The sequence below is a fragment of the Cryobacterium sp. Hb1 genome (assembly GCF_004403585.1).
Taxonomy (GTDB): Bacteria; Actinomycetota; Actinomycetes; order Actinomycetales; family Microbacteriaceae; genus Cryobacterium; species Cryobacterium lyxosi.
Genome location: NZ_SOHI01000025.1, coordinates 18,728 through 32,123, shown reverse-complemented (window position 1 = coordinate 32,123; position 13,396 = coordinate 18,728). Strand labels below are relative to the sequence as shown.

Annotated in this window: 11 protein-coding genes; 8 read left to right on the top strand and 3 right to left on the bottom strand. The window is 67.4% G+C overall.

Going from position 1 to position 13,396, the window contains the following annotated elements:
- Nucleotides 1-58 precede the first annotated feature (58 nt).
- Complete coding sequence (manA, locus tag E3T38_RS09290; RefSeq protein WP_134547990.1) at nt 59-1,360, top strand: mannose-6-phosphate isomerase, class I; 1,302 nt, start codon at nt 59-61, stop codon at nt 1,358-1,360.
- Between the two features lie 35 nt (nt 1,361-1,395).
- Here the strand turns inward: manA and E3T38_RS09285 are convergent, their stop codons facing one another.
- Complete coding sequence (locus tag E3T38_RS09285; RefSeq protein WP_134547989.1) at nt 1,396-2,352, bottom strand: GlxA family transcriptional regulator; 957 nt, start codon at nt 2,350-2,352, stop codon at nt 1,396-1,398.
- Between the two features lie 92 nt (nt 2,353-2,444).
- Between E3T38_RS09285 and E3T38_RS16730 the strand changes: the two genes are divergently transcribed.
- From E3T38_RS16730 to E3T38_RS09255, 7 genes are all read left to right on the top strand, one after another.
- A complete protein-coding gene (locus E3T38_RS16730; protein WP_166805485.1) occupies nt 2,445-2,585 on the top strand; it encodes a hypothetical protein in 141 nt (46 codons plus the stop codon).
- 47 nt (nt 2,586-2,632) lie between these two features.
- Nucleotides 2,633-3,598, top strand: a complete 966-nt coding sequence (galE, locus tag E3T38_RS09280) for a UDP-glucose 4-epimerase GalE (RefSeq protein WP_134547988.1) — start codon at nt 2,633-2,635, stop codon at nt 3,596-3,598.
- A 217-nt stretch (nt 3,599-3,815) separates the two neighbouring features.
- On the top strand, nt 3,816-4,133 hold the full coding sequence (locus E3T38_RS09275) for a WhiB family transcriptional regulator (RefSeq protein WP_104127507.1): 318 nt from the start codon (nt 3,816-3,818) through the stop codon (nt 4,131-4,133).
- 166 nt (nt 4,134-4,299) lie between these two features.
- A complete protein-coding gene (locus E3T38_RS09270; RefSeq protein ID WP_134547987.1) occupies nt 4,300-7,314 on the top strand; it encodes a glycosyltransferase family 2 protein in 3,015 nt (1,004 codons plus the stop codon).
- Nucleotides 7,304-8,845 (top strand): DUF5719 family protein, encoded by a 1,542-nt coding sequence (locus E3T38_RS17110; RefSeq protein WP_134547986.1) that lies wholly within the window; start codon nt 7,304-7,306, stop codon nt 8,843-8,845. Before E3T38_RS09270 ends, E3T38_RS17110 begins: the two co-directional genes overlap by 11 nt.
- Nucleotides 8,846-9,020: 175 nt before the next feature.
- Complete coding sequence (locus tag E3T38_RS09260) at nt 9,021-9,971, top strand: MTAP family purine nucleoside phosphorylase (RefSeq protein ID WP_241984399.1); 951 nt, start codon at nt 9,021-9,023, stop codon at nt 9,969-9,971.
- A complete protein-coding gene (locus E3T38_RS09255; RefSeq protein ID WP_134547985.1) occupies nt 9,968-11,101 on the top strand; it encodes an NAD(P)-dependent oxidoreductase in 1,134 nt (377 codons plus the stop codon). Before E3T38_RS09260 ends, E3T38_RS09255 begins: the two co-directional genes overlap by 4 nt.
- A 128-nt stretch (nt 11,102-11,229) precedes the next feature.
- On the opposite strand, the gene E3T38_RS09250 is transcribed toward E3T38_RS09255, so the two are convergent.
- Nucleotides 11,230-12,375 carry a sensor histidine kinase KdpD gene (locus tag E3T38_RS09250; protein WP_134547984.1) on the bottom strand — a complete coding sequence of 382 codons (1,146 nt, stop codon included), beginning with the start codon at nt 12,373-12,375 and terminating at the stop codon, nt 11,230-11,232.
- A complete protein-coding gene (locus E3T38_RS09245; RefSeq protein WP_241984398.1) occupies nt 12,372-13,157 on the bottom strand; it encodes a response regulator transcription factor in 786 nt (261 codons plus the stop codon). The genes E3T38_RS09250 and E3T38_RS09245 overlap by 4 nt, the downstream gene beginning before the upstream one ends.
- Nucleotides 13,158-13,396 lie beyond the last annotated feature (239 nt).

The following is a 13,396-nucleotide window of genomic DNA, read 5'->3' as shown; positions in this document are numbered from 1 at the left end:
GCTGGATGATTGAAGTCGGTTGGTAGTTTGGTCTAAACAGCGTACGAAGGAGTCGAAAATGTTTGTGGGCATCACCAATACCCCGCGCGATTACGCCTGGGGCTCCACACATGCCATCGCCGATCTGCTCGGTCATACGCCGTCGGGCGGGCCGGAAGCCGAGCTCTGGCTCGGGGCCCACGCTGGCTCTCCATCGGTGATTGAGGATGCGGAGCAGGCGGGCGGTTCCACCGACCTCGCTGGCTGGATCGCGGCTTCGCCGACGGTGGCACTCGGAGCGGACTGGGCGACGCGGCAAACGGATACCGCCGACGCGGCCACGACTGCCCCGCGCCTGCCGTTCCTCCTGAAGATTTTGGCCGCGGGACGCCCGCTGTCGCTGCAGGCGCACCCGACGACCGAACAGGCCCGTGCGGGGTTCGCGCTTGAGAACGAGGCCGGAATCGCCGTCGACGCCGGTAACCGCAACTACCGCGACCCTTTCCACAAGCCCGAACTTCTCTTTGCGCTCAGCGACACGTTTGAAGCGCTCTGCGGGTTCCGCCCGCTCGCCGAGGTGCGCGGCATCATCGCCGAGCTGCGCCTGCTCGACCTCGCGAACGAGAACCCGCAGGCCGCCGCCATCGACCTGCTCGAGCAACACTTGGCCGAGGGCCTGCGCGACACCGTGGACTGGCTGTTGCGTGACGGCCGCGGAGGCGACTCCGGCGAGGTGAAATGGCTGGTCGAACGGGTGGTCCTGCTCGCCCAGCACGCCAAGTTCCTAGCCGGAGGGGGAGCAATCATCGGCTACGCGAATGAGCTGGCGGCGGTGCGCGTGCTCGCCGCCGAGTACCCCGGCGACCCCGGAATCGTGCTCGCTTTGCTGCTGAACCGGGTTTCCCTGAAGCGTGGTGAGGTGTTGTATCTGCCGGCCGGCAGCATCCACGCGTATCTGTCCGGACTCGGCGTGGAGGTGATGGCCGCCTCCGACAACGTGTTGCGCGGCGGGCTCACCCCCAAACACATCGACATCGAGGAGCTGCTCGCGGTGCTCGACTTCACTCCGGCGACGTCGCCGGTCCTCGCTCCGATCATTCTCGCGGACGGCGTCTCACGGTATCGGCCCGGGGTTGCCGACTTCGAGCTCGTGCGCATTCACGCGGATGCCGACGCCGCGTCGCCGGCGCCCGTCACGATGCGACAGGTCACCCTCACCGGCCCGGCCATCGCGATCTGCACGGCCGGCGGATTTCTCATCGCGGGCGGCGCGTCGTCGCGACCGCTCAAGCACGGCGAGGCCGTATACATCACGCCGGATGAGGGCACCCTGACGTTCGCCGGCACCGGCGAGGTCTTTCTCGCGATGCCCGGTGCGTAGCCTGGTTTTCGACGAACATCGGCACGCCCGATCGGCTAGCCGACCCTGCGGGGGCCGAAGGCACGGCGGTAGGCAGTGGGGGTGGTGTGCAGCACCTGCAGAAAGTGGTGACGCATCACGGCGGCTCCGCCGAAACCGGTATCGACGGCGATTGCTTCGAGGCTGCGCGAGGAGTCTTCGAGTAGTTCCTGCGCCCGCAGCAATCGCTGCCGGTTGAGCCAGCGGGTGGGCGTCGTGCCGAGCTCGGCACGAAACCGGCGCGCGAAGGTGCGCGGCGACATGAGCGACTTGCGGGCGAGCAGGTCGACCGGTAAGTCCTGGTCGAGGTGGCGCAGCATCCACTCGGTGACGGCGGCGAAGGATTCGGTCTGGCAGTCGACGACCGATGCTTCGATGTACTGCGACTGCCCGCCGTCGCGCTGCGGCGGCACGACCATGCGGCGGGCGATGACGTTGGCGGCCGTCACGCCGAGTTCGGTGCGCACGATGTGCAGCGCGGCGTCGATGCCCGCGGCGGTGCCGGCCCCGGTGACGACGTGGCTGTCGTCGACGAACAGAACATCGGGGTCGACGGCCGTCTCGGGAAACGAGCGGGCGAGGGCGTCGGTGTACATCCAGTGGGTGGTGCTGCGGCGGCCATTGAGGATGCCGGCCTGGGCGAGCACGAATGCACCGCTGCAGACGCTGAGCACCCAGGCGCCGCGGGCTTCAGCGTCGCGCACCACCTGCAGCACGCGCGGGTCGACGGACTCGCCTTGTTCGTAGCCGGGAATGGCGATGAGGTCGGCATCGGCCGCGGCTGACAGGTTGTCGTGCACGACGATGTCGAAGCCGATCTTGGTGCGGATCGGTCCGGGTTCGGCGGCCACGACGTGAAAGTCGAACAAGGGCCCGCCCTGGGCGCTGCGGTCGATACCGAACACCTCGCAGATCACGCCGAATTCAAACGGCGCCAGACCCGGGAGGGTGACGCAGACGATCTTCTGGAGCATGAGCATCCTCTCGTCAACATTGGCAGGAATGTATCAAACAGTGACGACTCTGCCACTCGCGGCAGAAAAGCACAATTCATAGAATTTCTGCCATGTTCATTCTCTTTTTCCTCCTTACAGCCCTCGCCGTCACCGCTATCGTTGGCACGATTCGCGCCATTCGGCGCGATAGCTCCGGCCGAAGAGCACCCCTGATGGTCGACGAGTATGATGCCGCGGTTCGCTGGCGCTAGCCTGTAGCGGTGGCGCACCCGAGTGTCGCACGAACGAACGGGGCGTCATGGCATGGTTGGTAACCGGCGGAGCGGGCTACATCGGATCCCACGTGGTGCGTGCGTTCCAGGCTGAAGGCCTCGACGTGGTCGTGCTCGATGACCTCTCGAGCGGCCACGAGTCGTTTGTACCGGCCGGGGTCCCGTTCATTCGGGCGAATGTGCTCGACGGTGGAACCCTGTCGCAGGCCTTTCGCGAGCATCACGTGAGCGGCGTCGTGCATGTTGCCGGATTCAAGTACGCCGGCGTCTCGGTGCAGCGCCCGTTACACACCTACGAACAGAATGTGACGGCCACCGCCACGCTGCTCGCCGCCATGAACTCGGCCGAGATCGACCGTATCGTGTTCTCATCGAGCGCTGCCGTCTACGGCACGCCGCGCACGGACCTCGTCACCGAAGACACGCCGAAGAACCCGGAGTCGCCCTACGGCGAATCCAAGCTGATCGGCGAATGGCTGCTGCGCGATCAGGCCGTCGCAACCGGGCTGCGCCACACCTCGCTGCGTTACTTCAACGTCGTCGGCTCCGGTGACCGCTCCCTGTGCGACACCAGCCCGCACAACCTCTTTCCTCTGATCTTCGCCGCGCTGCTCGATGGGCGCATCCCGCGCATCAACGGCAACGACTATGCCACGCCCGACGGAACCTGCGTGCGCGATTACATCCACGTGGCCGACCTCGCGCTCTCGCACGTCGCCGCAGCCCGCCGCCTCGACGCCGGCGACGCGATCGAGCCGGTCTACAACCTCGGCAGTGGCGACGGCGTCTCGGTCGGTGAAATCATGGCGAGCGTGCGCCGAGTCACCGGTATCGACTTCGTGCCAGAGATCGGCCCACGCCGCGCCGGTGATCCGGATCGCATCGTGGCCTCCGGCGCGCTCGCGGCCCGTGATCTGCGCTGGAGCATGAGCCACACCCTCGAGCAGATGGTGCAGAGCGCCTGGGATTCCTCGCGCGCCTTCGTGCGCTGAGGGCAGCGACACGCCGACTCCGGGCCTGATCGTGCTACGTTCGCAACATTGCATCACTCTTGCTGCCCTCGAACGTGCGAATTCATCGTCACCGTCGGCGCGTCGTAACCCTCCAGCCCGTATTGAGGGTTTACGATCCGCGACTTGACGTTATCGAATTACACCGGTGTAATTAGATACAGCACTAAACGGTGCGGAGCGAGCGCTGGGAGACGATATGGCTATACCTGACTATCGTTCCGGAGTACCAGAGGACTGGTTCGTTGACCCCGTCACCCTCGGTGTTCCGGGAATACGACAAGATCTCGGTGACGAAAACCTGTTGGCCTGGCAGGCCGACTCGCTCTGCGCGCAGACCGACCCCGAAGCGTTCTTTCCCGAAAAGGGTGGTTCCACACGCGACGCTAAGAAAATCTGCTCCGGCTGCGAGGTTCGTAACCAGTGCCTCGAGTATGCGCTCGGTAATGACGAACGGTTCGGCATCTGGGGCGGCCTGTCCGAGCGCGAGCGCCGGAAACTGCGTAAGCGCGCTTAGCGTTCGCTCGTTGGGTGACGCTCGGCATCCCCAAGCGGATTCCTGATCGGATCGTTGTCGCGACGCGATGTGTGAACGGAAATTGCGGCATCCGCCCAGCCAATATTCGAGGCGCGCCCTCTCGGTTCAGGGCCGCCCGCCGATCCCGACCTAGGCTGGTTCTGTTATGCAACCGAGAGTCACCGCCATCCTTGTCGCCCGAAACGGCGCGAAACACCTTGAGCGAACTCTCAAGGCGCTGTCGCTACAGACCCGTAAACCCGACATTGTCATCACCGTTGACTGCGGCTCGAGCGATGCGACCGCGCAACTGCTCGCCGAATTCGGGCCGACGCAGTTCATTGCCGCCGACGCCGATCTGCACTTTGGACAGGCGATCGCTGCCGCCGTGCGCGTGACGCCGCCGCCCACGCACGATCGCGAGCTGCTCTGGCTGCTCGCCCAGGACAGCGCGCCCGATCCGACTGCGCTCGAGGTGCTCGTTGATGCACTCGAGATCGCCCCTTCGGTAGCCGTCGCCGGACCCAAGGCGATGGAGTGGATCGCCGGCGAATATATCCACAACTTCGGCGAGTCGATGACGCCGACCGGTACCACCGTCAGCCTGGTCGAGAGCGAACTCGACCAGGGCCAGCACGACGGCCTGAGCGACGTGCTCGCCGTCAGCGCCGGCGGTCTGCTCGTGCGCCACATGGTCTGGGAGCAGCTCGGGGGATTCGACCCGGCTCTCCCGACCGTGGACGACTCGCTCGACTTCTGCGTGCGCGTGCGCCTGGCCGGGTATCGGGTGTCGGTCGTTCCGGCTGCTCGCGTGGCATCGGCCGGTGACGGTGTTGCCGGACCAAACCAGTCCTCGCGGGGGCGCCTCCGTCGCCGTCGGGTACGGGCCGAACGCTCGGCCCAACTGCATCGCCGCCTGGTCTACGCTCCGGCCTGGACCCTGGTTTTTCACTGGCTGTCTCTACTGCCGCTCGCCTTTCTCCGATCGATCGGGCAACTGCTGCGCAAAGAACCGGGCGCGATTGTCGGCGAATTCGCTGCGGCATTCGGCGCCGCTTTCAACGGAATGCGCGTCGGCAATGCCCGCCGTTCCTTCGCCAAGACCCGAACTCTCGGCTGGGATGCCATTGCGACCCTGCGGGTTCCCTCAGCGGAAGTGCGCCGACGGCACGCGCTCAAGCGTGAAGCGAGCCTGTTCGGCCTGCACGGCGAACGGCCCGAAATTCGATTCTTCTCCGGCGGCGGCGCCTGGACCATGCTGGCCGCGGCCGTTGTGGGAATCATCATGATGGTGCCGTTGCTCGGCGCCGACACCCTGACCGGCGGTGGCCTGTTGCCGCTTTCACCGAGCCTGCCCGAACTGTGGGCGAGCGTCGGCTACGGCTGGCGCGACCTCGGACTCGGCTTCGTCGGAGCGGCCGACCCCTTTGCCGCGGTCGTAGCCGTGCTCGGCTCGATCGCGTTCTGGTCGCCCTCGTTCGCGCTCGTGCTGGTCTACGCCCTGGCCTTTCCGCTCGCAGCAATCGGCGCGTGGATGGCTGCAACCCGACTGACCGACCGCGGCAGCCTGCGGGCCCTGGCCGCAGCACTCTGGGTGCTGGCCCCGACGTTTCTGATCGCCCTCGCCACCGGACGCCCCGCCGCGATTCTCGTGCACCTGCTGCTGCCCTGGCTGTTCTTCGCCTGGTTCGCCGCCGCGCGCACCTGGTCGGCGTCGGCATCTGCTGCCCTGCTGTTCGCTGCCGTTGCGGCCTGCGCGCCCTCGCTGGCCCCGGCACTGCTCGTGGGCTGGCTGTTCAGCGTGGCCCTGGCTGGCCGTCGGGTGATGCGCTTCATCGGTATTCCGATGCCGGCGCTCGCTCTGGCGCTGCCGCTCATTCTCGACCGGGGCCTGCGCGGTGACTGGCTGACCCTCGTCGCTGACCCGGGCTTGCCCGTGCCGAGCGGGCACGCACCGACCCTGCAACTGCTGCTCGGGCTGCCCGGCTCTGACGGCTGGGCGGCTGTGCTCGACCGGTTCGGGATCGTCGGCTTCGACCCGCAACTGTTCGTGCCCATCCTGCTCGCGCCTCTGGCCGTGCTCGCCCTGCTGGCGCTGCTGCTGCCCGGCGCGCGCCTGGCCAGCGGTGCCTGGCTGGTCGCGCTGCTTGGCTTGGGCACAGCCCTCGTCGCCAACCAGCTTGTGCTCGCCGCGATCGGAGCCGAACCGGTGCGCGTCTGGTCAGGTGCCGGCCTCAGCCTGTACTGGCTCGGCCTGATCGGCGCCCTCATTATCGGTCTGCGCTCGCTGCGCCGGTTCGCGTCGATGCCCGGCGTTGTCGCAGCTCTCGCCCTGGCCGTGGTGGTACTCCCGCTTATTGGTTCACTGCACGTCGGCTCCGCGGTCGTGCGCGAGGGAACCGGGCAGACGCAGCCGGCCTTCGTCGCCGCTGAAGCCCAGATCGACAACCGGGTCGGCACGCTCAAGCTCACTCCGCAGGTCGACGGTGGCCTGCTCGCGTCGATCGAGCGCGGCGTTGGCGCCACCCTGAACCAACAATCCACTCTGGACAGCACGGACCAGACCCTCAGCGTCCGTGAGAAAATGCTCACGGAGCTTGCCGGCAACCTCGCTTCCCGCAGCGGACGCGACGCCAGCGCGGACCTGGCCGAGTTGGGCATCCGCTTTATCGTCTTGCAGCCGGCCGGTTCCAGCATCGACGCCGCCGACACCGCATTGCGCACCGAAACCGCCCTCGATGGCAATTCGGCGCTCGCTCCGGTCGGCGACACCGAGTTCGGCCGCCTGTGGCAGTTCGGTGAAACGGATACTGCGGCGTCCACGCCCATACCGGCTCGTGCTGGCGGCGTCTTCGGGTTTGTGACCCTGCTCATCGCCTTCGCCGTAGTGGGAAGCGCGGTGTTGTTGTCGCTGCCCATCGGCGCCGGCCGTGAAGCCGTGCGGCAGGCTAATCGTGACGCGATACGCCGGGCGGCCCGCGCTGACGCCAAACAGAAGCCCAAACGGGTGCGGCGGCGGAAGGGACCGGTTGCGTCTGACCTGAATACCGATCGGGACGTGCCTCTCGGCACCGACCTCGAAGCCGACCTCGCGATAGACCGGGAGACCGGCGTCGGCACCAAACTGGAAGCACCTGATGGTGGCACCGCCGATTCCGTGGAGGACGACAATGCCCGATAAGAGCCAACTTGCCCGCATCGGCGGCCGGGCCGGACGTGGTGTGCTCGGCCTCGTCGGCATCGCCGTCGTCGTTGCAACGCTCGGCGCGGCCACGCTTGTGACCCTGCCGACCATCGAACGCGGCCCGCAATCCAGCGAGATCCTGCCCCTGCCGAGCGAGCAGCAGCGGGTCTGCCCCGGGCCGCTTTTGACCCTCGCCGAGGACTCGACGCAGGCGCAGTCCGCGTCGAGTGTGGGGGCGGCATCCGCTGTGTATGGCGCCGTTGACGTGGTGTCGCTGGAACAGATTCGGCCGCAGGTGACCGAGATCACCGCGGTCGACGATTCGAACAGTCGTCAGCCGCCGTTGGTGTTGACCGTGCCCGTGCAGAATGGTGCCACCGTGCCGCCATTTGTGGCTGGCAGCCAGTCGCAGGTTGCCGCCACCGACACCATTGGCGGACTCGCCGTCGCTGCCTGCGCTGAAGCGGTCAGCGATAGCTGGATCGTCGGTGGGTCGACCGATATCGGAAGCACCAGCCTGCTGCTGCTGAGCAACCCGACCCCCGTGCTCGCGACCGTCGACGTGATGGTCTTCGGCGAGAGCGGCCTCGTTGACGCGCCCGGAGCGACCGGCATTCTGGTGCAGCCGGGTGAGCAGCGGGTCATCTCACTGGCCGGCCTCGCGCCGAACCTGAAGTCGCCGGTGCTGCAGGTGTCATCGCGCGGTGGCCAGGTGGCTGCGTCACTGGAGCAGAGCAGCATCCAGGGTATCGAACCGGGCGGAGTCGAGATCGTCGGCGTCACCGCGACGCCCGCCACCAACCAGATCATTGCCGGGGTGCGCGTGATGGCGGCCGTCAGCGCTGAGACAGTCACGACGGGCGAGGGTTTCAACGCCGACACCCCGTCGATTCGGGTATTCGTGCCGGGCTCCAGCGCGGCGACGGTGCAGATCGGAGTGACGAGTGCCGATGGCTCTACAGAGGGAACGTCGACCCAGGTGGACGTCGAACCCGGCATCGCCACCGAGATTCCGCTAGCGCCGTTGGCTGTGGGCAGCTTCTCCGTGCACCTGCGCTCCGACGAGCCGATCGTTGCGGCCGCGCGCACCGCCACCGACAGTGCCGGCGGAAAGGACTTCGGCTGGTTCTCTGCCTCGGCACCGCTGATCGGTTCCTTCGCCGTAGCCGTGGCCGCCGGTCCATCGCCGACCCTGCACCTGGTCAACGGCGGGGCAGCGGATGCCGCACTCACCCTCACGCCCATCCAAGGCACCCCGGTCGACCTCCAGATCGACGCCGGATCCAGCGCCACGGTACCGGTGTCTAGCGGAGCGACCTACGTCGTGAGCGGTGGTTCGGAACTCTGGGCGCTCGTGGACTATNGATCCAGCGCCACGGTACCGGTGTCTAGCGGAGCGACCTACGTCGTGAGCGGTGGTTCGGAACTCTGGGCGCTCGTGGACTATTCCGGGGACGGGGTGCTGTCGTCCTTCGCGCTCAACCCGCCCGGGCCGCTGGCGTCCTCGATCCGCGTCTACACGCACTAGTTTTCCGTGGACGGGGCCTGGGCCCGGACCGCGGGCCCAGTTTATAACCTGGGCCCGTGGACGGGGCCCAGGCCCGGAACGTGTGAGGAGCCTGTGTGGCAGCGGCGGGCTGCCGCGGCATGCAGCTTTCGATGGCACACTGAACACTCGACTTGTAACCCGCTGGGAGCCGCTTGTGACGCTTGACCCGACTGCCTCAATGGTCGACCCCGTGGTCGATTCTTTGGCTGACCCTGTGGCCGACCCGACCGCCCGGGCGGAGATCGCCGTGATCGGCGGCTCCGGACTCTACGAACTCATCGACCCATCCGGCGCCGTGACGCACCAGGTGCAGACGCCCTACGGAACCGCTCCGGTCACGATCGGCCTGCGCGCCGGTCGCCGCGTCGCGTTCCTGCCGCGGCACGGCAGTGGCCACAGTGTCGCTCCGCACCGGATCAACTACCGTGCCAATATCTGGGCCCTCGCCTCGATCGGAGTGCGCGCGATCATCTCCTCGTCGGCCGTCGGCGGCGTCACTCCGGAGTACGCGCCGGGGCTGCTCGTGGTCACCGACCAGTTCATCGACCGCACGAGCGGTCGCCCCGACACGTTCTACGACCGGGAATCGGTGCAGCACCTCCCCGCCGCCGACCCGTTCGACCCGTCGCTGCGCGGCTATGCCGTGCGCGCGCTCGAGGACCTCGACGAGAACTTCGCGCCGACCGGAACCGTCGTCGTCATTCAGGGCCCGCGCTTCTCGACCCGGGCCGAGTCGGTCTGGTTCCGGTCGATCGGCGCGGACATCGTCAACATGACCGCCTACCCCGAGATCGTGCTGGCCGGCGAACTCAACATGGCCACGGTCAACCTGTCGTTCGTAACCGACGCCGACGCCGGTCTGGCCCCGGTCGCCGACGCCGACGCCGGCAGCCCCACGCCGTTCGTCATCACAACCTCCAGCGAGACGGATGCCGTCACCGCGTCGGCCGTGTTCCGTCGCCTACACGACGCCCAGCCACGCATCCTGGCCGCGATCGACGGGATCCTGCGTGCCCTGCCGACGGACTTCATCCCGCGCGAGCTCATCGACCCGGCCGAGGTCGACGCCGTGCTGGCACGTGGCGTGGCATCGGAGATCGCGTGACCGTCGTGCTCATCACCGGGGGCGCAGGCTTCATCGGGTCCGCGATCGTCGATGCTGCTCTTGCCCACGGCTACACGGTGCGCGTGCTCGACTCCCTGCGCGCCGACGTGCACGGCCCTGCCTCGGTGCTTCCCCACGTTCCGGGTTCGGAACGTGGGCTCGGGGCCGGGAACGCTCGGCCGGCGCGGCTCGACCCGCGCGTGGAGTTCGTGCACGGCGATGTCACCGACCCTGCCACGGTCGCCCGCTCCCTCGCCGGCATCGACGTGGTGTGCCACCAAGCCGCCAAGGTGGGCCTCGGCGTCGACTTTGCCGATGCCCCCGACTATGTGCACAGCAACGAGGTCGGAACGGCGGTGTTGCTGGCCGCGATGACCGAGAGTGGCATCTCTCGCCTGGTTTTGGCTTCGTCCATGGTGGTCTACGGCGAGGGCAGCTACCGTGGTCCGAACGGACCCACCCGGCCGGGCCCGCGCCTCGCGAGCGACCTCGACGCCGGACGCTTCGACCCCCTCGATCCCGAGACCGGGCAGGCGCTCGAACCCGTTTTGGTGACTGAAACTGATCCGCTCGACCCGCGCAACGTTTACGCGAGCAGCAAACTCGGCCAGGAATACCTCGCCACGGCCTGGGCTCGATCGACCGGCGGGCGTGTTGCCGCCCTGCGGTACCACAATGTCTATGGTCCGGGCATGCCGCAGAACACGCCCTATGCGGGAGTTGCGTCACTGTTCCGGTCGGCGATCGAGCGCGGTGAGGCCCCGCGGGTCTACGAAGACGGGCGCCAGCGCCGCGACTTCGTGCATGTGCGAGATGTTGCCGCGGCCAACGTGGCCGCGCTGGAGTTCACCGCTTGGGAGGGATCCGCGCATTCCGGAGGTGTGCGCCCATTCAACGTGGGCAGCGGAATTGTGCACACCATCGGCGACATGGCCACCGCCCTCGCTGCTGCGACGGCGGGCGGCCTGGCCCCGATCGTGACCGGGCAGTATCGGCTCGGCGATGTGCGGCACATCACCGCGTCCTCCGAGCGCTTGCGCACCGAACTCGGCTGGTCGGCTCAGGTCTCGTTCGAAGACGGTATGCGGGAGTTTGCCACGGCTCCGCTGCGCGCAGCAGTGCGCCCCTGACCGCGGCCCGCAAATGCACCCGGGGGCCGATTCAGGCAATCCGGGGGATTTTCACAGGCTGTCGCTCATTTTTTCGGGCGTACCCGAGTGCGTCGCACCTCGTTTGGCTGCATGAGCAACCGACGCCGTCACCCCAACGGATGCTGCGGCAACAGCAGCTCAAACCGGCATCCGTTCCCAACATTGGTCACGGTCACCTGCCCAGCATGAGCTCGCACGATTCCCTCGACGATCGCAAGGCCCAACCCGGCACCGCTGCTGTGGCCGGCGCCGGCCCCGGACGCGGTGCGCGGCTCGCTCGCTCGCCAGCCGGCCTCGAACACCCGGCCAAGGTCCCGCTCGGGAATACCTCCGGCCGCATCGACGACCGAGATCACCGCCCGCCCGTCGACGTGCGCGGTGACCGAGACGACGATAGCGCTCCCGGCCGGGGAATGCTGAATAGCGTTCATGACCAGGTTACCGACCGCGCGGGCGAGCTCGCGGGCATCCGCCTGCAGCGTGAGACCGCGCTCGCCTTCGAACCGCAGGTGGAGGGATTTTGCGAGGGCGACCGGCGCGAGATCGGCGATTGTGTCGCTGATCAAGTCATACAGGGCGACCCGTTCGAGGTGGAGCTGGAGGGTTCCGGCGTGGATCTTGGACAGCTCGAACAGGTCATCGACCATGCCGCTGAGCCGGTCGACCTGCCCCCGGATCTGCACGTAGTAGCGCTGGGGGTCTGGCGCCATGCCGTCTTCGAGGGCCTCGGCCATGGCGCGAATACCGGCGAGGGGCGTGCGGAGGTCGTGCGAGATCCACGCCACAATTTCACGGCGAGACGCCTCCATGCGTTCCTCCCGCTTGCGGGATTCGGTCAGTCGATCGGCCGTCTCGGCCAGTTCCCCGGCGAGCGAGGCGAACTCCGTACTCGTATGCCGCTCCGGGGATGTGACGGCTTCGCCGCGGCCGATGCTTGCTGCCGCGGCCCGAAAATACTGGTTGTCGCGCGCAAGTGAGCGCCCCAGCACCGCGGCCATCACGAGCGACACGATCCCGGCGACGACGGCCACCGTATAGAACATGTTCAGGTCGTGCGCCGAGATATACATCAGCGACGCCACCGCGGACGTTCCGCTGACCACCGACACAATGGTCGCGAACGCGACAATGACCACCTGAATCACGAGCGACCCCCGCGACAGCAGGCGCAGTGTCAGCAGGGCGAGCGCCCCCACGACGAGCGCGCACCCGAGTGCGATGCCAACGACGGTCGCAAACATCTCAGCGCTCATCGAGACCCTTCGTCAACGCTGCTCTCGTCAACGCTGCTTTCGCTGGCGCCGAGCGGAACCGGATCGAACCGGTATCCGACCCCCCACACCGTCGTGACGAGAAGCGGATGCGCCGGGTCGGCCTCGATCTTCTCCCGCAACCGCCGCACGTGCACGGTCACCGTGGACAGGTCGCCGAATTCCCAACCCCAGACCGACCGGAGCAACTCCTCGCGGGTCAGTACCTTCGACGGCCGCCAGATGAGATAGGCGAGCAGATCGAACTCGCGGGCGGTGAGCACGAGCGGCTGGCCGCGCAGTCGAATATCGTGCGCGGCCAGGTTGAGCGAGAATTCGCCGACATCGAGAATCCCCTCCGGAATGTACTCGGTGTTGCTTCGTCGCAGCACCGACTCCACCCGCAGCACGAGTTCCCGCGGCGAGAACGGCTTGACCAGATAGTCATCGGCGCCAGCTTCGAGGCCCTCGATGCGGTGTTCCTCTTCGCCGAGCGCGGTCAGCATGATCACCGGTAACGCGCCCCAGTTCACGCGGATCCGCCGGCACACCTCGATACCATCCAGCAGCGGCAGCATACGGTCCAGCACCACCAGATCGGGCAGGGCGATTTCGGCCTGACGCAGGCCGGCGAGCCCGTCGGTGGCTTCATCCACGACGAATCCGGCGGCGCGCAGGTACCGCCCGACCACCTCGGATACCATCGGGTCGTCCTCGATGACGAGCACGCGGCGGCCAGCGGGGGCATCCGTTTGGGGTGGTGCGAAATGTTGGGTGGGAGGCACCCCCCCAGACTAAGCGCGCTGCCGACGCGCGCGCACCAGCCGAGCGGATGCCTTTGCCTTTGGAACGCACTGGGGCGAGCCCGAATTTGGAACCGGGGCTCGGTCGCCGGGTGGGCGCAAGCGTTTCGCGCCCACCCGGCACTGTCATCCGCCCGCCGAGGAACACTCTCCAGACGGGTTCCCCAGCTTTCTTCCGTGCTTCGTAATATCTTTCACCCCGCAAACCCAGACATCCCGCC